The 18,784-nt window shown below is 54.0% G+C and carries 19 protein-coding genes; 3 read left to right on the top strand and 16 right to left on the bottom strand.

Annotated features, from left to right (window positions below):
- Positions 1–304: 304 nt before the first annotated feature.
- Genes WFO64_RS11575 through WFO64_RS11555 form a run of 5 tightly spaced genes read right to left on the bottom strand, consistent with a single transcriptional unit; the run spans position 305 to position 6,348 of the window.
- On the bottom strand, positions 305–1,081 hold the full coding sequence (locus tag WFO64_RS11575; RefSeq protein ID WP_337012068.1) for a heme ABC transporter ATP-binding protein: 777 nt from the start codon (positions 1,079–1,081) through the stop codon (positions 305–307).
- On the bottom strand, positions 1,081–2,079 hold the full coding sequence (locus tag WFO64_RS11570) for a FecCD family ABC transporter permease (protein WP_337011790.1): 999 nt from the start codon (positions 2,077–2,079) through the stop codon (positions 1,081–1,083). Before WFO64_RS11570 ends, WFO64_RS11575 begins: the two co-directional genes overlap by 1 nt.
- Positions 2,072–2,899 (bottom strand): heme/hemin ABC transporter substrate-binding protein, encoded by an 828-nt coding sequence (locus tag WFO64_RS11565; RefSeq protein ID WP_337011787.1) that lies wholly within the window; start codon positions 2,897–2,899, stop codon positions 2,072–2,074. The genes WFO64_RS11570 and WFO64_RS11565 overlap by 8 nt, the downstream gene beginning before the upstream one ends.
- Positions 2,896–3,927, bottom strand: coding sequence for a hemin-degrading factor (locus tag WFO64_RS11560; protein WP_337011786.1), 1,032 nt, complete (start codon positions 3,925–3,927; stop codon positions 2,896–2,898). The genes WFO64_RS11565 and WFO64_RS11560 overlap by 4 nt, the downstream gene beginning before the upstream one ends.
- A gap of 48 nt (positions 3,928–3,975) precedes the next feature.
- Positions 3,976–6,348, bottom strand: coding sequence for a TonB-dependent receptor domain-containing protein (locus WFO64_RS11555; protein ID WP_337011784.1), 2,373 nt, complete (start codon positions 6,346–6,348; stop codon positions 3,976–3,978).
- A 239-nt stretch (positions 6,349–6,587) separates the two neighbouring features.
- On the opposite strand from WFO64_RS11555, the gene WFO64_RS11550 reads away from it, so the two are divergent.
- On the top strand, positions 6,588–6,884 hold the full coding sequence (locus WFO64_RS11550; RefSeq protein ID WP_337011782.1) for a SelT/SelW/SelH family protein: 297 nt from the start codon (positions 6,588–6,590) through the stop codon (positions 6,882–6,884).
- Between the two features lie 5 nt (positions 6,885–6,889).
- On the opposite strand, the gene WFO64_RS11545 is transcribed toward WFO64_RS11550, so the two are convergent.
- From WFO64_RS11545 to WFO64_RS11510, 8 genes are all read right to left on the bottom strand, one after another.
- Positions 6,890–7,432 carry a PadR family transcriptional regulator gene (locus WFO64_RS11545; RefSeq protein WP_337011780.1) on the bottom strand — a complete coding sequence of 181 codons (543 nt, stop codon included), beginning with the start codon at positions 7,430–7,432 and terminating at the stop codon, positions 6,890–6,892.
- A 72-nt stretch (positions 7,433–7,504) separates the two neighbouring features.
- A complete protein-coding gene (locus tag WFO64_RS11540; protein WP_337011778.1) occupies positions 7,505–8,287 on the bottom strand; it encodes a siderophore-interacting protein in 783 nt (260 codons plus the stop codon).
- Between the two features lie 336 nt (positions 8,288–8,623).
- Positions 8,624–8,818: a hypothetical protein gene (locus WFO64_RS11535; protein WP_337011776.1), complete on the bottom strand. Its 195-nt coding sequence runs from the start codon at positions 8,816–8,818 to the stop codon at positions 8,624–8,626.
- A 211-nt stretch (positions 8,819–9,029) separates the two neighbouring features.
- Positions 9,030–9,899 carry a helix-turn-helix domain-containing protein gene (locus WFO64_RS11530; protein ID WP_337011774.1) on the bottom strand — a complete coding sequence of 290 codons (870 nt, stop codon included), beginning with the start codon at positions 9,897–9,899 and terminating at the stop codon, positions 9,030–9,032.
- A 388-nt stretch (positions 9,900–10,287) separates the two neighbouring features.
- A complete protein-coding gene (locus WFO64_RS11525; protein ID WP_337011772.1) occupies positions 10,288–10,455 on the bottom strand; it encodes a DUF2474 domain-containing protein in 168 nt (55 codons plus the stop codon).
- Position 10,456: 1 nt separating this feature from the next.
- A complete protein-coding gene (gene cydB, locus WFO64_RS11520; RefSeq protein ID WP_337011770.1) occupies positions 10,457–11,461 on the bottom strand; it encodes a cytochrome d ubiquinol oxidase subunit II in 1,005 nt (334 codons plus the stop codon).
- A gap of 1 nt (position 11,462) precedes the next feature.
- Positions 11,463–12,875, bottom strand: coding sequence for a cytochrome ubiquinol oxidase subunit I (locus tag WFO64_RS11515; RefSeq protein WP_337011768.1), 1,413 nt, complete (start codon positions 12,873–12,875; stop codon positions 11,463–11,465).
- A gap of 782 nt (positions 12,876–13,657) precedes the next feature.
- Positions 13,658–14,038, bottom strand: a complete 381-nt coding sequence (locus tag WFO64_RS11510) for a winged helix-turn-helix transcriptional regulator (RefSeq protein WP_337011766.1) — start codon at positions 14,036–14,038, stop codon at positions 13,658–13,660.
- Between the two features lie 103 nt (positions 14,039–14,141).
- Here WFO64_RS11510 and WFO64_RS11505 point away from each other — a divergent pair, with 103 nt between their 5' ends.
- Positions 14,142–14,999, top strand: a complete 858-nt coding sequence (locus WFO64_RS11505) for an SDR family oxidoreductase (RefSeq protein ID WP_337011764.1) — start codon at positions 14,142–14,144, stop codon at positions 14,997–14,999.
- A 331-nt stretch (positions 15,000–15,330) separates the two neighbouring features.
- Positions 15,331–17,010 (top strand): alpha,alpha-trehalase TreF, encoded by a 1,680-nt coding sequence (gene treF / locus WFO64_RS11500; protein WP_337011762.1) that lies wholly within the window; start codon positions 15,331–15,333, stop codon positions 17,008–17,010.
- 80 nt (positions 17,011–17,090) lie between these two features.
- Here the strand turns inward: treF and WFO64_RS11495 are convergent, their stop codons facing one another.
- The 3 genes from WFO64_RS11495 to WFO64_RS11485 form a co-directional block, all read right to left on the bottom strand.
- The gene (locus WFO64_RS11495) at positions 17,091–17,597 is read right to left on the bottom strand and encodes a ferritin-like domain-containing protein (RefSeq protein ID WP_337011760.1); all 507 of its coding nucleotides are present in this window, start codon (positions 17,595–17,597) and stop codon (positions 17,091–17,093) included.
- Between the two features lie 10 nt (positions 17,598–17,607).
- Positions 17,608–18,090 carry a YciE/YciF ferroxidase family protein gene (locus tag WFO64_RS11490; RefSeq protein ID WP_337011758.1) on the bottom strand — a complete coding sequence of 161 codons (483 nt, stop codon included), beginning with the start codon at positions 18,088–18,090 and terminating at the stop codon, positions 17,608–17,610.
- A 501-nt stretch (positions 18,091–18,591) separates the two neighbouring features.
- Positions 18,592–18,756: a general stress protein gene (locus tag WFO64_RS11485; RefSeq protein WP_004571242.1), complete on the bottom strand. Its 165-nt coding sequence runs from the start codon at positions 18,754–18,756 to the stop codon at positions 18,592–18,594.
- Positions 18,757–18,784: the final 28 nt, after the last annotated feature.

Below are 18,784 nucleotides of genomic sequence, written 5' to 3'. Positions count from 1 at the left end.
AGCAGCCCGTGCCATGGACAGCGCGGGCCAGGCGGCCATGGATAGGCTTTAGTGTCTTTCCGAGCTGGCCCTGGGTAGTACGCAGGCTCGGTGTTAAAGCTAACCGCTCCAGAATTTATAAGTAACATCTTCGGCGGTCGCCAGATGTCGTCCGGAGAAGAGTAAAATATTACCCAGTTGCTCAGCCGTTTTATCTAATGATTTTGCCATTATGGTCTTCTTAGTCGTCTGTCCGGAAGTTCCAGGCATAGCGCAAAACCGGTGAATAAAACTATGCAAGTCAATGTTTTTTAAGCGAAACGGTTTAAATCCGTAGCTGGATATGTGGTTGTCCACTCTCCACATGCGCCACCACCTGCAAATCAGCCTGATACCAGTGCGTTAGAGTCGCTTCAGTCATCACCGTCTGTGGCGTGCCCTGAGCCACCAGCCTGCCTGCGTGCATCAGCAGTAGACGATCGGCCCACAACGACGCCTGATTCAGGTCATGTAACACGGTACAAACGGTGAGATTCCCGGCACGCGTGAGCTGACGCAGTAAACGCAGGATTTGCTGCTGCCAGAAGAGATCCAGCGCTGACGTCGGTTCATCCAGAAACAGCCATCCGCGCGGTGCGCCATCCTGCCAGAGTTGCGCCAGTACCCGTGCCAGTTGCACCCGCTGCTGCTCACCGCCGGAGAGCTGACGGTAATCGCGCTGCGCTAACGAATCACAGCCGGTCAGTTGCATGACCTCAGCCACAATCTCCTGCGTCTGCGCCTCCGGCCAGGGCGCACGACCCATCGCCACCACTGACTGCGCCGACTGTGCAAAAGTCAGGTTGTTCTGCTGCCGCATCACTGCCCGACGACGCGCCAGTTCCTCACGCGGCCATGCTGCCAGCTGCCGATCGCCCAGCCAGCAATCGCCCCGGTCGGGCGACAGAAAGCCGGTGAGCATTCGCAGCAGCGTCGATTTACCCGCGCCGTTAGGGCCGATTAGCGCCACCAGCGCGCCGCCTGACAGCGTGACGCTGAGATTATCGATAATGGTTTTTCCACCGCGTGCGAGACACAATCCTCTGGCTTGTAAAACTTCCATCATTCGAACCCTCGCTGTTGACGCAGGATCAACCAGAGAAACCACGGGCCGCCAATTAAACTGGTCAGCAGCCCGACCGGCATCTCCGCCGGAACCACGATGGTACGCGCCAGGGTATCGGCCAGCAGCAGCAGAATGGCCCCGGCCAGCGCGGAACCAGGCAGCAACCAACGATGATCGCTCCCGAGACAAAAGCGCATTACATGCGGTACCACCAGGCCAACAAAACCGATCACACCACTGACCGAGACGGCCGTGCCCACCAATAGCGCGCTGAGGGTCAGGAGCTGATGCTGGGTACGTTTCACATCAACCCCCATGTAGTGCGCATCTTCTTCGCCTGCCTGAAGCAGATTGAGGTGGCGGGCGCGGGTCTGTAACAGCAATAAGGCAGGCAGAATCAGCAGCAGGCAAATCAGCAGCATGGGCCACTGCGCCTGGCTGAGGCTGCCCATGCCCCAGAGCGACAGCTGGCGTAATTGCTGGTCGTCGCTCAGCCAGGAGAGCACACCCACCGCGGCCCCGCACAGCGCATTAATCGCAATGCCCACCAGCAGCAGCCTGGAAAGATTGCCGCGTGCCAGCTGGCTGAAACTGAAGATCAGCAGCGTGACCACCAGGCTGCCGATAAACGCGGCGATCATCGGGATCCATAATGTCAGCGGTGGCGACAACGCCAACGGGAGAATGATCGCCAGTGCCACCGCCAGTCCGGCTCCGCTGCTGATACCCAACAGGCCCGGATCGGCCAGCGGATTGCGAAAGACGCCTTGCATCACCGCACCTGACACCGCCAGCGCCATGCCGATCACCACTGCCAGCAGCACGCGCGGCAGACGAATATCCAGCCAGACCTGCCAGATGAGATCGCTGAGCGGTGCCTGCCACAGCGCCCGCAGCGACAGCGATATCGCCCCCAGATTCGCCGCCAGCACCATCGCAACCAGCAGAACAATCAGCATCAGCACCAGGCCACGCAATGCATTGCCATTAATCATCGTGGAGCGATTCCGCAGCCTGACGCAGTTTCACAATTGCCCCCGGCGTATCAAGGCCAAATCCCAGCAGCGCCATGGTGTCGATCACCAGCAGACGGTGATGCTGCCCGGCTGGCGTCAGCGCCAGGCCCGGTAACTGCCAGAGCTGTGCTTCGCCGCCGAGGGTTTTCAGACCATCCTCGCCCATCACCACCAGATCCGGCGCGGCGGCGATCACGCCTTCCTGCGACAGCGCCTGATAATGTGGCACTGAGCCCATAGCATTCTCCAGCCCGGCGCTGCGAATTGCGCCATCGGCCGCGGTCTGATTTCCAGCCGCCATCGACTTCATGCCGCTGTTCGCCATGATGTAGAGCACTTTTACTGGCAGCGGTTGCTGTGGCAACTCGCGAATCTGCTGCGTCACCCGCTGCGCCAGCATCTGAGCCTCACTTTCGCGCTGCATTGCCTGACCCACCGTCGCGATTTTCTGAGGGATTGCCTGCAGGCTGTTTTCGCCGCTCACCGTTACCACTCTGACGCCAGCGCGGGCAATCTGTTGCAGCACAAGCGATGGCTTCGCCAGCTCGCTGGCAATCACCAGCGTCGGTTTCAGCGCCAGAATACCTTCGGCGTTGAGCTGGCGCATATAACCCACGTCCGGCAGCCGGGCGGCCGGCGCCGGACGCAGGCTGGTACTGTCGCGCGCCACCAGTTGTGACTGCGCATCCAGCGCGTAGATAATCTGAGTGATGTCACCGCCAATCGACACCACCCGCTCCGCCGCCAGCGTCAGTGATGGCAGCGCCATCAGCAGCCACAACAGACTCAGACGTTTCATGCCGCGGCTCCTGGCGTGCAGAGTGCACGTACCTGCTCACGCCAGCAGGCTTGTTCTGGCGTGCCTTCCGTGCGCTGTCCATAGAGCTGAGCGATCTGCGTGCCGTCGGCCGCGAACAGTTCCAGGCTGGTCACGAAGCCATCCCCGGTTGGCTTGCGCGTTACCCAGCTTTCGCTTATCTGGTCAGCCATCAGGTGCAGCGTGAACTGAGGGTTGAAGATGTTGAGCCAGTTCTCCATTGGCAGCAGCTTCTCCACCCTGCCGGTGAAAATCTGGGTGCAGCCCCGGTTGCCGACAAAAATCATAATCTCATTGCCTGCCTGCTGTGCCATCTGCAACACGCGCTTAAGCGCATCGTTGCTGGTTCGCCAGGCAAGATCCTCACCTACCGCGCGGAACGCCTGAGGCCGTGAAACCTGATGGCGTTTCAGCAGCGCAAAAAACTGATGAACATCGGTCATGGCGCGCCATTCACGGTCAATGGTGGTGACATCAATCGCGTCGGTCAGGGCGGTTGCCGCAACCGGCTCAACCCTCAGTGGCGCGACGTCGCCAGCACTAAAACGGGCGATAAGCGCCTGCCACGCTGCCATACTGGTCTGCTCTGTCACATAGATCTTCAGCACCGCATCACCATGGCGATCGAAAATCTGAATACTGTGACGCACACCCTGTGCGGACCGCTCCTGCAGGGCAAAAGCGCTGAACCACTGGGCGACAAACAGACGCAGATCGAGCGCACGTGGATTGAGCACAATGCCGCCATGTGCGCCGATCTGCACATTGTGGTACTCGCCCAGATGCTCATGTACCGCATAAGCATTACGGGTGATACTTTTGGTCTCGCCAACTGCCCCCAGCGCGTTTAGCAATGCGGGGAAATCATGTTTCAGCGCCACGGCATCAACGCCGATGCGCGCTTCGCACAGTTCCGCTTCACTGATACCGATCAGCGCAGCCAGATCGCGGGCATATTTCTTCGGATGTTTAACCTTAAGGGTGAGATAGTGCTGGTATATCGGATTCATCGTTCAGGCTCTCATGGCAATGCCCTGCGTGATGCAGGGCGACGGTTATCAAAAGTCGACGTTAACACCCAACTGGAAGGTGCGGCCTGGCATCACGGCCAGCGCCTGATCGTTGCGTTCCTGCTGGGTGGCGCTGGTCAGTTCACGGCTGCTGAGATAATCCCAGTATTTGCGATCGGTAATATTATAAAGTCCACCACTCAGCCTGACGTTGTGCGTAACGCGCCAGTAAGCGGTCATATCCACCATGCCATATCCTGGCACCCGCATATAATCGGTGCTGGAATCGCTCAGGCTGCTGCCGGTGTTGGCAAAGCTGTTGCGATTCGTGGCGCTGGCTTTTTTGCCTTTGACAAAGGTTGCGGTGACGGCGGCTCCGTAGCCGCGTGCCTCATCGTCCCAGGCGAGTCCGACAATGGCTTTCATCGGTGCAACGCTCTCCAGATCGATGTAGCGATCACCGAGGTAGCTCGACTTTGCCGCGCCCTGGGTATAGCCAAAGGCCAGATTTGCGCTCAGCCCCGCGACCTCGCTAAACCAGCTGCCGAAGTTCACTTTGCTGCTGATTTCAGCCCCATAGATGTAGGCTTTGTCACGGTTTTCTGCCTGATAGGTGGTGTAGATGTTGCTGGGTACATTGACAAACTTATCCGGATTCGCCGCCCGGCTGTAACGGGTAAAGGCGATGAAGTTTTTATAGTCGTTATAAAACGCAGCTGCATTAAACGTGACGCCTCTTGCCACCTGACCTTTTACGCCCCACTCGATGTTGTTGCTGGTTTCAGTTTTCAGGTCTGCATTGCCAATCAGCGCGTACTGCGCGGTACCGGCATAGCTGGAACCAAGGTTCCATGAGCCATAAAGCTGGGAGTCGTTGGGGAACTGCGCGCCACGGGTATATTGCAGATAAGTCATTAGCTCAGGCGTCAGATCGTACTCGAAAGCGATCGATGGCAAGACCTGGGTGTCGCTGTTTGGCGAACCATAAAGCGCTGAGACTTCGCTGGCGTCGAGCACGCTGCTGTTGGTGGTCAGCGTCGCCACATCGCGCGGTCGGGTATTCTGATAGGCCACACGTACCCCCGGCACGATGGCCGCCCGGTGTCCGTCAGCATCGAAGCTGATACTATCCTGCAGATAACCGCCCAGGGTGTAACTGCGGCTGTTAGCCTGTGGCTGCATGATGGCGGTATAGGCGCTCGGCGTGGGTGACTGACGGAAAGGCCGTTCCGTGTCCACCAGACGCGCATTCAGCCCCGCGCTCAGTTCATGTCGCCCGATGTTTTTGAGCGCACGGGTGTCAACACCATAGCTGTCACTGTTGTAGTCGGAATAAACCGTTTGTCTGGCAGTGGCGCTTGATGGCATCCGGGTACTATCATGGGCCTGGGTTTGCTGCCAGTAAATACGGGTCGTCAGGCTGTCGATCAGGTCATTGTAAGGGGTATATTCATCCGCCAGGCTGATGCCCCAGCGGCGGGTATCACTCTGCTGCTGTGCCTGACCCCATACGGTATTGCCGGTAGTGCTCCAGCTGTCGTAATGGCTGTGGTTAGTTTTATGATAGTAATCGACGGTTGCGCTGAGCTTGTGCGCATCATTGGGCTGCCAGATGCCGGAGGTCATAAAGGCGTCGGAGTGCCAGTTGGCCGGATAAGCATCGAGCGTATCGCTGTTGTTACGGGTCTGCTGTCCATCGCGGCGACTATAAACAAAAATCCCACGCAGCGTGTCATCGCCTGCCGCTGCAGTCATGCCGTTGTGCCAGCTGCGACTGGATGAGTCATAGTCGCTTTGATAACCTAAAAAGGTGGGCTTGCCGGGATGCAGATAGTCGTCCGGGGATTTGTTACGGAATGAGACGTTACCGCCAATCGAGGTGTTCGGCTGATCCACTGCTGTGGCGCCCTTTTCGATCTCAATACGGCCAAACATATAAGGATCGATGTAATCGCGGCCAATGCCAAAGCTGTCGAGACCGGCGCGTCCCACATAGCTTCGGCCGGTGGCCTGCGGCAATGGAATGCCATCCACATCCAGACCGACGCGGTTGCTCTCCAGACCACGAATGTTGTAGCCGGTATACCCTGCCCGATCAAAGCCACTTTTCCCGGCTGAGGAACCGCCACTGCTGCCGGTGGCACTGATCAGCGGTTCATAGCGCATGATCGACCCAAAGTCAGTGGCGCCACGTTGTTGCAGATCGCTGGCAGAAAGCGTGGTTTTGCTGCCCGCCGTTTTTTTGATTTCCGGCGCCGTCACCGTCATTACCGGCTCGGCACTGCTGCCATAGCGGTCAGAGAGGGCTAGCGTGGCAGATTCACTGCCCGCAGCATACGTGCAGGTGGTATTGATGAAAGTGGCGAGCAACGCCAGTTGAGTCAGACGCGGTTGCATCAATCTCTGAAAACGTGGTGACATAGGCGCGAATTACCTGATTAATTGTTAGTATTCGCTCACTTGCTTGCTGGCAACGTAAAAACGGCTCTGTATAAACGCCGTGAAAAGTCAGAACATCATGCTGGTGTAATAATTATCGCCGGGAATTTAATGCAACTGATAATCATTATCAATATTATTTACATTTAGATATAAACCACAGCGCACAAATTGTTAACCCGAATGCATTGGCATTTATCAACACGTAAAGGAATAGAGTTATGGCGCAAAAACCTGTGGTTGTTATTCACTACTGTATGCAATGCAACTGGCTGATGCGGTCAGCATGGATGGCACAGGAACTTCTGCATACCTTCGCTGAGGATCTGGCGGAGGTGACGCTGAAACCGGGCACCGGCGGTGTTTTTGAGATTACGCTGGATGGGCATCTGCTGTGGGAACGTAAGCGGGATGGGGGTTTCCCTGATGCGACCACGCTGAAACAGCGTGTGCGCGATATCTGTTTCCCGGATCGTACGCTGGGTCACATCGACAAACACAAAACTGAAATCAGCTAAGTCCGCTATTCACTGTGGGTGATTTTTTCTGCCGCGTCGTGCAGCACCTTAACCAGCGTCTGCAGCGCGGCATCAGAGATATCTTCCTGCGACAGCCGGCAGTTCAAAGCGATTTTTAGCCCATGAATCGCCTGCTCAACAGCCGGAATGCTGCGGTTATTGACCAGAATCGCCAGCGCAGAGAGCCGGGTAATCAGACGGGTGACCGTTTCGCGGTTATCCGCTAACAGTGCCTCTCCCGCCGCCGTCAGGCGGTAGGCTTTACGCGTTGCCTGCGCATCCACAACCTGAATCGCCTCCCTCTCTTCCAGCAGCGTCAGATTGGGGTAGATGATCCCCGGACTGGGCGAATACTCTCCCTTTGACAGATCCTCAACTGACTTGATCAGCTCATAGCCGTGCGCCGCATTCTGCGCCAGGAAATGAAGCATCAGCAGGCGAACCTCACTCGCTTCCAGCCTCTTTTCACGTCGTTTGCGTCGTCCGCTGCAACCGCCTGCGCGCGCAGTCTGATCGTCAGATGCAGTGGAAGTCGGGTACTGTTTCATGGCCTGCCCTGCGGGGAAGAAAGGGGGTTGATGGTAGTCCGCCGCCTGGCAAAACTCAATTACCAGAGCGGCTTACTTCTGATGCCAATAGGCTACCGCCCGCACGAAGTCGCTATCCAGGCCGCGCTGCACCGTGAAGTAGTCACACAGCGCTTTAACAAACTCCCCTTCGCCGGTCAGCCAGACAAAGTAATTTTCCGTCGGGATAGTGATCTGATCCAGCTGGGTAATCAGCTGGCTGAGCTGCGCTTTCTGCATCTGACCACTGCCAAGCCAGTTTGTCGTCAGATTAGCAGTATCAGATAAATAGTCGCGGCCCGTCGCTTCATCGGTAAAGGCATAGAGATGCAGCGCCTGCGCCCGGGCGTCACGCTGACGGCGCGCAAAGGCAGGCAGCCCGGTTTCGTCGCAGACGTAAAGCTGGAATGCGTAATCGGTCGGCACCACCAGCGAACCGCGTGGCCCACCGACAATTAATTGATCGCCAACCTGCGCCTGAGTTGCCCAGTCACTGGCTACACCCTGCTGATGAATATAAAAATCGAGGGTCAGTGAAGACTCACCATCGAATTCCAGCGGCGTGTAGTCGCGCGCCTGCGGTCGTAAACCTTCGGGCCAGACAATCCCCGCCTCAGTAATGTGTGGCAGAACCAGTTCAGCCCCTTCAACTGAAGGGAAAAACACCTTGATGTGGTCATCAAAGCCCGGAGACGTAAAGCCTGCCAGATCGCTACCGCTGAATCGGATACGCCAGAATTTACCGGCAATGTTAGTTTTACTCGCGACCTGGATATGGCGGAAACGCAGTTCATTACGGACGCGCTGCGGTGCACGCTGATTGGCTGATGTCGTCAAAATCTCTCTCCTGAAACAGGGTGTATGCCCGCAATTCACGGGCATGCTGGCCATGATTAAACAATAATTGAATAACAATCATTCTCACCTTAAGCCGCAAGATTAGCTATGATATATCTTCATCACAAGAACGAAAAATGCGATTCTGCGGCTAAAGATATATTTTATACATATTGAGATGTGCGTAACGCAGGCGGAGAGCGGCCTGAATAAGAGAGATCAGAGGGAGGTAAGCAGCCGGCGCGGCGCGTTTACGCAGGCAGACAAGGCTGAGGCTGTCCGGCTCCTGACGAGCCGGCAATTTTGCCCCCGCTGAGTGTGGCAGCGCACCAACACTTACCGTGTGTCGTTGGATCCGGAGAGGGAAGAGTTACTGCTGGTGTGTTCCGGCAGCTCACCGTCTCCCAGAATTTCATGCTGAGAGATCTGAGAGTGCGGATGCAATCCGGCAGGCGGTGAGAAAGGTTCAGCCTGCTGCGCCATCGCCATGACAGGCAATGCCAGAATCAGTGAAATTATTACGCGTCGCATAGTTGTCTTCGTTTGTCGTTTTGGCCAGAAACGGCCTGAAATGCAGATGAATGTTCCAGCCCCATCACAGATCTACGATGATTAAGGTATGACAGGGTTTCGGGAGAAGATTTTACGCCAGACTAGCGAGTTATTTTATAGAATCGTGCGGTTTGTCACGGTTTACCGCACGAAAGATGCATTACCAGGGCCACACGCGCTGCGCTACTGGCTACGCCTGCATCACCGGAATAGAAAATACGCCGCTCAGCCAGTCGGACTGACAATGCGCAAAATCGAGACGCAGTAAATCTTTACCCTGACGCCGTGACACACCCATTTTTGGCAGATGCTGATAGTAGATGTCTTCAATAAAGCGCGTTAGCTGTTCCGGCCTGCCGCTCCAGCGGATCAACGCATAGTGACCTCGAATCTCGCTCCAGCTGGCGGTGTTGTCGCCTAGCAACCCGGCATGTTGTGGCTCCAGCGCCTGAAACAGGCTAATATTTTGCTGGTCAGCAGAACTATGGCCGGGGCCATATTGAAAGCCTAACCAGCCCTGCGTTGCGTGGCTGCCCGCCCGCGCAACCAGTTGCCGCGCCTGCTCAGCGACACGGTGATCGTGATCGGCGATATAATCACCAAACTTACACTCCCATTCCAGCGTCTCTCCGCACAGGTGAAGTTCTTCCTCGCGTTCCACCAGCGTTGGGTGCTCAACTGGCGATCGCACCAAAATGCGGCCATGAAAGTTTTTAACCGGCAAATGAGGAATACGGCGAAATGCACCCGGCGTCAGCGAAAAGTGACCTTTAAATACCCGGGTAAAATTTTGCTGGTTGTCGAAACCAAAACGTACGGCAATATCGATCAGTGTCATGCGCGTCAGACGCAGCGCCATGGCGGCCATTGTCAGACGCCGTTTACGGGTATAGGCCGCCAGTGTCTGTCCGGTCGTCTCTTTGAACATGCGCTGCATGTGCCATTTGGAATAACCTGATTTAAGGGTGATTTGATCGATATTGATATCGTCGGTGAGATTGGCTTCTATCCACTCGACCAGATCGTTGATGTGCTGTTTTTTAATGGCCTGACTGAGCATGATGGCGATTTACGACGCGGGTTAGGACTGGGATTTTCGTTACAAAAGCATAACAAAGATCGCGAATCGGTGTAAGGAATGGGTAAGGAGCGCACGCCAGTTCGGAGCGATTCCGCATTAATTGCTTAGCTTACTAACTAAAAAAGAGTGACTGACGCCAGCCTTCTGATTATTTGCACAGTTTAGACTGGAAGCGGTGAGATCGCGCCTGCCAGCTATCAGAATTTACCGACGTCATTTCCAGACAGTTCACAAACTTAAAGTGATGGGAGCGTACGCCTGGAGTAAAACAGCGCGGGTCACGGATGGCCCGCGCTGAGCCTGCCGGGGATTGCGTCTGTGCGGAAGGCGTATGTTCCCTGAGCCTGTTCTGGCCTCTGCCAGACAGTTAGTGGCTGCGCATACCTGCTGCTGTCATCATCATGCGGAACAGTGAGGCGACCACGCCCAGCGCCAGCACGCTGGCGGCATAGATACACACCAGCCACATCACACGCTTCCACCACGGCGCTTTCGTTTCTTCATTGTGGTCTTTCATGCTGCTGAGGCTTTTCATATCAATGATATCCTGCGTCTGCTTTGATTTTTCCACGGAACACGTAGTAGCTCCAGAAGGTGTAGCCCAGAATCATCGGAATAATCAGCAGGCTACCCACCAGCATAAAGGCCTGGCTCTGTGGCGGTGATGCGGCAGCCCAGATGGTGACTGATGGCGGAATAATGTTTGGCCAGATACTGATGCCCAACCCCGAGAAGCCCAGGAAGATCAGCGCCAGCGTCAACAGGAACGGTGAATAATGCGCTTCGCGTTTAATGGCACGCACAATGCCCCATGAACAGAGCAGCACCAGCACCGGAACCGGCAGAAACAGAAACAGGTTTGGCTTGCTGAACCAGCGATGAGCGATATCGGCATGGGCAAATGGCGTCCACAGGCTAACGATGCCGATTATCACTAACAGCGCCATCACCAGCGGTGTGGCCAGCGCAGACATTTTACGGTGCAGCTCATTTTCGGTCTTCATGATAAGCCAGGTGCAGCCCAGCAACGCATAGGCAACAACCAGACCCACGCCGCAGAACAGCGGGAACGGTGCCAGCCAGTCCATTGCGGAACCGGCGAAACGGCGTCCCTCGACCGGAATGCCATCCAGCAATGCCCCGACTGCCACACCCTGACTAAAGGTGGCGATGATCGAACCGGCTATAAACGACTTGTCCCAGAATGCCCGATGGCCTTCAACTGCCTTGAAGCGGAACTCAAAGGCAACACCACGGAAAATCAGGCCAATCAGCATGGCGGTCAGCGGTATCGACAGCGCATCTGCGATTACTGCATAGGCCAATGGAAATGCACCAAACAGGCCTGCGCCGCCCAGAACCAGCCAGGTTTCATTACCATCCCAGACCGGCGCGACGGTGTTAACCATCATGTCGCGCTCACCCGCATCTTTATTAAACGGAAACAGCAGACCAATACCCAGGTCGAAACCGTCCATCACGATGTACATCAGGGTTGCGAAGACGATAATCACAAACCAGATAACGGAATAATCGATCATCTTAGTGGTCTCCATCCTTAAAGGTGGCAGCCGAAAGCGGACGCGCCGGTGTTTTCTTCTGACCAGGTCCACCCTCTTCGGTGATATGGCCTTCGCCGACAACCGGTCCGTGCTTAATCAGGCGCATCATGTAGTGATATCCCACTCCGAACACTGAGCTGTAGACCAGAATAAAGGCCAGCAGGCTGATGCTCATATGCATGTCGCCATGTGCCGAGACCGCATCGAGGGTGCGCTGCACGCCATAAACTACCCATGGCTGACGACCGATTTCGGTGGTAAACCAGCCAGCCAGAATCGCAATCAGCCCCGATGGCCCCATCAACAGGGCAAACCACAGGAAAGGACGCGACTCATAGAGACGTCCTTTGAAACGCAGCCACAGGCTGACCACGCCCAGCGTAATCATCAGCAGGCCCAACGCCACCATCACGCGGAAGGACCAGAAAATCACCGTGGAATTGGGTCTGTCCTCTTTCGGGAACGACTTGAGCGCCGGAACCTGTTTGTCCAGGCTGTGCGTCAGAATCAGGCTGCCGAGATAAGGGACTTCCAGCGCATATTTGGTGCGCTCCTGCTCCATATCGGGAATCCCGAACAGGATCAGCGGGGTGGCTTCACCCGGCGGGTTTTCCCAATGTCCTTCAATCGCCGCGATTTTGGCGGGTTGATGCTCCAGGGTGTTCAGACCATGCGCATCACCAATCATCGCCTGAATCGGCGCGACAATCAGCGCCATCCACAATGCCATTGAGAACATCCTGCGGATGGCGGGGTTGTTATTCCCCTTCAGCAGATGCCAGGCCGCCGACGATCCTACAAAGAAGGCGCTCGCCAGGAAAGCCGCCACCGACATATGGAACAAGCGGTAAGGGAAAGAGGGATTGAAGACGATTTTGAACCAGTCCTGCGGAACCACGATGCCATTCTCGATGATGAAGCCCTGAGGCGTCTGCATCCAGCTGTTAGAGGCGAGTATCCAGAAGGTCGAAATCAGCGTGCCGAGAGCGACCATACAGGTGGCAAAGAAGTGCAGTCCGGGACCCACACGATTCCAGCCAAACAGCATCACGCCCAGGAAGCCCGCTTCCAGGAAGAACGCCGTCAGCACTTCATACGTCAGCAGCGGACCGGTGATGCTGCCAGCAAACTCCGAGAAGCCGCTCCAGTTGGTCCCGAACTGATAAGCCATGACCAGGCCTGATACCACACCCATACCGAAGTTAACGGCAAAAATTTTCGACCAGAAATGGTAGAGATCGCGATAGGTGTGATCGCGGGTTTTAAGCCACATACCCTCGAGTACAGCCAGAAAGCTGGCGAGACCGATGGTGATGGCGGGAAAGATAATATGGAAGGAAACAGTAAATGCGAACTGAATCCTGGCCAGATGAAAGGCATCTAATCCGAACATTGCTTACCTCTTTGCCACATAGAACACTATGTATTTACTTATAATTAACAACCTGAGCTTGATGCGCTGAATTCTCTGCGCTTATTGAAATTCCCGCGGCAAATGTAAAACCATTCGCGACGAGGAAAAAGAAACAGTGGAGTTAATGAAAACTATAACAGTCTTTTTTGATTTTTATCATTGTTTTTGGTGGGGATTTTTTATTTAAAAACAAGGCATGAAGGTTAATCATAGTGTGCTTATGTGTCGTTATTGTTACGGTAATTGCCACTTTAAAAATAGAGTGAGCTAAAGCAAATCCTGTCTGAAAAACACCTACAACGGGCTGTTTTCAGGCACTATTTCATAGTAATCCCTGATAACAAAAAGGGTAAAAATGAGGTTACAGCAATTAAATAGGCTTATTTTTTAACAGGTTAAAAGCGTAAATTATCACCTCTGCCGTGTTGTTTTCTTTTTTGTTTTACCCATACCAATCCCGCGATGAAATCTGACGTAATAAATTGACAACGGCGCAGTTAAGCCGCCCTTAAAAATGTTAATAAAATGAGTCAAAAATCAGGTTTGGATTAACTGGTTACTCCAGGCAGTCGATTATTATTGGCCAGAGACTGACAAAACGATTTAATAAGCAGTAATGGTGCGAAAAGCCGCCGGGTTTATTTGCACCATCGTTACATCATTGCGATGTCGGAGAGTCAGACGACAGAAAAGCGGGGTCAGAAATTTTCCGGAAAGGTTACACATGCCACCACATTCTGACGGCTGATGCGAAAATCATTTTACTCTACTGCGGATTTAGGGCGCTGTGACAGAATCCTTCCCAGGTTCAGCTCCAGCCAGTCCGCCAGCCCCACAACCTGTTCGCCAACTTCGCGACCAAGCGGGGTCAGGCGATATTCCACGTGCGGCGGTACCACATCGTAGGCGATACGCTGCACGAAGCCATCTTCTTCCAGGTAACGCAGATTCTGCGCCAGCATCCGTTCGCTGACGCCACCGACCGCCCGGCGCAATGCACTAAAGCGCAGTGTCTGGTCCTGCAGGGCCAGTAAAATCAGTACGCTCCAGCGGCTCGTCACACGTTTCAATACGTCACGCGACGGGCAATTGACGTTGAGCAACTCACCACGACTAAATTTTTCACTCAATTTTTCAGACATTTAACTTGCACGCTCCAAACTAACAATTCTGTAAGTACTTACTAAAAATTAGTTTATACCCTAATCTGAATCTCACCAATAGTCAGATAGTCGGAGTATTAACATGATTGCAGTAACAGGTGCCACCGGCCAGCTGGGCCGTTTCGTGATCGATGCATTACTGAAAAAAGTTCCGGCGGCAGAAATCGTCGCCGCGGTTCGTACACCCGCCAAAGCGGCTGATCTGGCGGCGCTGGGTGTCATTGTCCGCCAGGCCGATTACAGTCAGCCAGAGACGCTGGAGGCCGCTTTTGCAGGTGTGGACAAACTGCTGCTGATCTCCGGCAGTGAAGTTGGCCAGCGCGAAATGCAGCATAAAGCCGTTATTGAGGCTGCACGTGCGGCGGGCGTGGGCTTTATCGCCTACACCAGTCTACTGCATGCCGATACTTCACCGCTGGGCCTGGGCGTTGAACACCGCGCGACAGAAGCGCTGCTCAAAACCTCTGGAATCCCGTTCGCCCTGCTGCGTAACGGCTGGTACAGCGAGAACTATGCAGCCAGCATTCCACCGGCACTGGCACATCATGCGTTTATCGGCGCGGCGGGTGAAGGCCGCATCGCCTCGGCAGCCCGTCAGGATTACGCTGAAGCGGCAGCTGAAGTGATGACCCGTGCGGATCAGGCGGGCAAAGTGTATGAACTGGCAGGTGATGACAGCTACACGCTTGCACAGTTTGCGGCAGAAATTGCCGCACAGAGTGGCGAGAAGGTCGATTACGTTAATCTGTCCCAAAGTGACTTTGCCGCAGCGCTGAAAAACGCAGGTCTGCCAGAGGGACTGGCGGAGATGCTGGCGGATTCAGATGCCGGTGCAGAAAAAGGCGGTTTGTTTGATGATTCCCGTCAGTTGAGTACACTGATTGGTCGCCCGACCACCACCTGGCAGGCAGTCATTCGCACGGCGCTGGCGAATCAATAATTCTGTCATTCTCCGAGCGGGCAACCAGGCCCGCTCATCTCCCTCGCCTGTCCGACCTTCCGTTACGTATGCCACTTTCTGCACCCTTTTGCAGCTACGATTTCTTTTACAAAATGTAAACAGAAGCCCGTTTTCTTCAGGTTAAATTTTTTATTCATGGCGCTAAGAGATTCATCTGAAATGCGTTTTTTGTAGACACTGTTATATTTGGTTGAATTGTCTGGAATTTATTCAAAAACCTCGATTAATCGACAATTTTTATTGGGTTCATAGATATTCTGCATTGTTGTTCCATCGGATGAGAGGTCTATAATTTGTCCTTTGTGCAACCATGACCGCTCAGGAGGCCGCTATTAATACTTATCGCCAGCAACAAAATGCACTTGAAGAGGTTCGTGCCGGGGCGGAAGTTGAGTATCAATACGATCCCCATGAACTGAAACTGGATCGCATGCAGGATTCTGAGCCGGAGCCGGAGTTGATTGAAGGCTTACCGGCTCCAGATGCGTTGACACCTGCCGATCGTTATCTGGAACTGTTCGAACATGTCCAGATGTCGCGAATTTTTGAGGACAGTAAAACCTTCCCCGATTGTTCGCCCAAGTACGATCCGCTGGATGTGCTGATGCGCTATCGTCGACAGAAACGCAGCAGTGATTTCGACCTGTCGCGTTTTGTCGCCGATCACTTTTATCTGCCTGGCGTAAACGAAAGCTTTTATGTCTCCAACCCGGATAAATCGCTCAATGAGCATATCGACGATCTGTGGCCGGTTTTAACCAAAATGCCGCAGCAGCATATGCCGCACTCGTCGCTGCTGCCGTTACCGAAACCCTATGTGGTGCCAGGCGGACGCTTTGGCGAAACCTACTACTGGGATTCCTACTTCACCATGCTCGGCCTGGCAGAATCGGGCCGAGATGATCTGCTGCGTCACATGGCGGATAACTTCGCCTGGCTTATCGACAACTACGGTCATGTTCCAAACGGTAACCGCACTTACTATCTCAGCCGCTCTCAGCCGCCGGTGTTTGCCCTGATGGTGGAGCTGTTCGAAGAAGATGGCGTGCGCGGTGCAAAGCGCTATCAGGAACAGCTAATGAAGGAGTATCAGTTCTGGATGGACGGTGCCGGTTCATTAATGCCGAACCAGGCTTATCGTCACGTGGTTCGGATGCCAAACGGTTCGCTGCTAAACCGATACTGGGATGACCGCGATACGCCGCGTGATGAGTCGTGGATCGAGGATGTGGAAACCGCTCGCGAGTCTAAACGTCCGGCCAGTGAAGTCTATCGAGACCTGCGTGCAGGCGCAGAGTCGGGCTGGGATTACTCGTCGCGCTGGCTGCGTAACCCAAAACGGCTTTCGAGCATCCGTACGACGCAGTTTATTCCTGTTGATTTGAACTCATTCCTGTACAAGCTTGAGCTGATGATCGCCACATTGTCGCACGCCAAAGGTGAAGAGCTGACAGCACTGGCGTGGCAGAAAAAAGCGGAAGCTCGCAAACGTGCCATCACCCGTTATCTGTGGGATAGCACCGCAGGCGTGTTTCGTGATTATGACTGGCGTCGTGAGCGTTTCGGTGCGTTTACCGTTGCCTCTGTGGTTCCGCTGTTTGTAGGTCTGGCGACGCCACACCAGGCACACCTGCAGGCGATCTCTTTACGTCACCTGCTGCTGAGCAACGGTGGTCTGCTGACCTCAATGGTTGAGAGTGGTGAGCAGTGGGATCGACCCAATGGCTGGGCACCGATGCAGTGGATGGCGATCGTCGGCCTCAATAACTACGGTGAAGAGACACTGGCGAGTGAAGTGGCGGTAAACTGGCTCAACACGGTGAACAATTTCTATCAGTTGCATCATAAACTGGTCGAAAAATATGACATCAGTGGCGATCGCGCCCGTCCAGGCGGCGGCGGTGAATACCCGTTACAGGATGGCTTCGGCTGGACAAATGGCGTTACCCGCAAACTGATGACGATGTATGGGCATTTAATGGCTGACTGAGTATCGCAGCCTGTAAACCTTTAAAACGCAAAAAGCCGGGTTATCCCGGCTTTTTCATGTTTCATACAGGCTATTCAGCGCTACTTCTTCGCTTCAGTGCCTGGTTGGGACGCACGTTGCAGGAACTTCTGTGTCACTTCAGGCAGGTGCTGCTGCAACCACTCCGCCATCGCCACTTCCTGGTCACGGATCTCACTAAGTACGCGTACGCCCTGAGCATCACCGACCTGCTCAGCCGCGGCGATCAGGCTGGTGTAGCTGGCGATCTCGGCATTCTCGAATACATAGCCACTGATGGCGCCCTTCACCACTTCATCTGAGTTAAACATGCCCCCCACGGCCTGGCCGGTGGCTGCCATTTTGCCCATCGCATCTTTCATTACGGAGTGATCGATACCGTGGCTATCGAGCAGTTGCTCCAGCAGAGTCAGCTGATGTTTAGTTTCATCCAGATGTTGCGCCAGACGCTGTTCCAGCGCCGGATAGTGTTCAAGACGACCTGACATCTTGCTCAGCATGCTTTCTGCTTGTTTTTCCATCGCATGCGCATCGCGCAGCCAGTCGTGATAATGTTCAATCGCAGTCATGTGTTACTCCTTAAGAGACGGTAATAGACTCGGCTACCGAGGTGAGCTTCTCATCCGTTTGCTTCTCTTCATTCAGGGTGGCTTCCAGTAACTGCGCGGCTTTGGTGTAACCCAGCTTCAGCGCCAGCGCCTGCAGCGTACCGTAGGTGGCAATCTCATAGTGCTCCACTTTCTGCGCTGCACCGATCAGCCCCTGATCGCGAATCTCACCTTTCTCAACTGAGTCGATAATTTCCTGCGCTTCTTCAACCAGACCTTCCAGCGCATGGCATTTCATTCGTTTAATTTTGACTTCAGGTGTTACTTCCACCAGTTCGTCGAGTCGTTCAATCTGAGCACGGGTCTCTTCCAGATGCTGATTAAACGCAGCGATAAGATTTTCGTCAGTGGCTGCACGCGCCATTTTAGGCAAGGCACGGGTTATCTGTTTCTCAGCGCTGTATACATCGGATAAGTCGTGGATAAACAGGTCGTTTAACGTTTTCACTGTCATAAGATAGCCTCATTGGTTAAAAAGCTGGGTCGGTAATAACGCAACGCCAGTGATATCGTTGACACCTGAAAATTCTAGTGGAGATTTTTAATATCACACACTGTGTCAATGTGAATTGAAGATAAAAGTAGCATGTGAAATGCATTTTCCTTTTTACAGCAATATGTTAGCTAAAAAATGTTTTTTATGGTTGCGGCTTCGCTAATAGTATTGAGATTGTACAAAGCGATAAAATTTTGTATAAATTTTTAGAATAAATGCACTAAAACTGTGCCAGTTAAATGTTACCTGTACAGGGTTTTATTAAACTGCATAACTTCAGACTTTCATAAATAAAGAACCGGAAGGGATACCCCATCCGGTTCAATTAATAATCACTGGCACTATCAATGATTGAGCACCGACATAATTCAGCAGGTAATTATCTTGCAGGAAAATCAAACAGATTCTGTCTAGCCCGGCAGACGAATTAAACTGCTGTCACAGCAGCATCAAAGGCGCTTAGCTCCGGCGGCTAACCTTACCTCCCTTGCGCCCCGCTTCAATGGCACGTTCAGGATCGTTTTTGAAATTCCCACCGCTTTTCTGACCGCCTTTGCGCCCGGCTTCAGCAGCACGTTCTTTGTCGGCTGCAAAGTTTCCGGCTCCGCCGCGATATTGAGTCATTCTGTGTTCCTCTTTGAATTTAAAATTA

The organism is Pantoea sp. AS142, from assembly GCF_037152305.1.
Lineage (GTDB): Bacteria > Pseudomonadota > Gammaproteobacteria > Enterobacterales > Enterobacteriaceae > Pantoea.
The sequence above is the reverse complement of the archived record's forward strand: the minus strand, read 5'-3'. Positions and strand labels throughout refer to the sequence as shown.

Coding starts and splice junctions, on each gene's coding strand:
- WFO64_RS11575 (WP_337012068.1), bottom strand. CDS start 1,081: ATGGAAGTTTTACAAGCCAGAGGATTGTGTCTCGCACGCGGTGGAAAA.
- WFO64_RS11570 (WP_337011790.1), bottom strand. CDS start 2,079: ATGATTAATGGCAATGCATTGCGTGGCCTGGTGCTGATGCTGATTGTT.
- WFO64_RS11565 (WP_337011787.1), bottom strand. CDS start 2,899: ATGAAACGTCTGAGTCTGTTGTGGCTGCTGATGGCGCTGCCATCACTG.
- WFO64_RS11560 (WP_337011786.1), bottom strand. CDS start 3,927: ATGAATCCGATATACCAGCACTATCTCACCCTTAAGGTTAAACATCCG.
- WFO64_RS11555 (WP_337011784.1), bottom strand. CDS start 6,348: ATGTCACCACGTTTTCAGAGATTGATGCAACCGCGTCTGACTCAACTG.
- WFO64_RS11550 (WP_337011782.1), top strand. CDS start 6,588: ATGGCGCAAAAACCTGTGGTTGTTATTCACTACTGTATGCAATGCAAC.
- WFO64_RS11545 (WP_337011780.1), bottom strand. CDS start 7,432: ATGAAACAGTACCCGACTTCCACTGCATCTGACGATCAGACTGCGCGC.
- WFO64_RS11535 (WP_337011776.1), bottom strand. CDS start 8,818: ATGCGACGCGTAATAATTTCACTGATTCTGGCATTGCCTGTCATGGCG.
- WFO64_RS11530 (WP_337011774.1), bottom strand. CDS start 9,899: ATGCTCAGTCAGGCCATTAAAAAACAGCACATCAACGATCTGGTCGAG.
- WFO64_RS11525 (WP_337011772.1), bottom strand. CDS start 10,455: ATGAAAAGCCTCAGCAGCATGAAAGACCACAATGAAGAAACGAAAGCG.
- cydB (WP_337011770.1), bottom strand. CDS start 11,461: ATGATCGATTATTCCGTTATCTGGTTTGTGATTATCGTCTTCGCAACC.
- WFO64_RS11515 (WP_337011768.1), bottom strand. CDS start 12,875: ATGTTCGGATTAGATGCCTTTCATCTGGCCAGGATTCAGTTCGCATTT.
- WFO64_RS11510 (WP_337011766.1), bottom strand. CDS start 14,038: ATGTCTGAAAAATTGAGTGAAAAATTTAGTCGTGGTGAGTTGCTCAAC.
- WFO64_RS11505 (WP_337011764.1), top strand. CDS start 14,142: ATGATTGCAGTAACAGGTGCCACCGGCCAGCTGGGCCGTTTCGTGATC.
- treF (WP_337011762.1), top strand. CDS start 15,331: ATGACCGCTCAGGAGGCCGCTATTAATACTTATCGCCAGCAACAAAAT.
- WFO64_RS11495 (WP_337011760.1), bottom strand. CDS start 17,597: ATGACTGCGATTGAACATTATCACGACTGGCTGCGCGATGCGCATGCG.
- WFO64_RS11490 (WP_337011758.1), bottom strand. CDS start 18,090: ATGACAGTGAAAACGTTAAACGACCTGTTTATCCACGACTTATCCGAT.
- WFO64_RS11485 (WP_004571242.1), bottom strand. CDS start 18,756: ATGACTCAATATCGCGGCGGAGCCGGAAACTTTGCAGCCGACAAAGAA.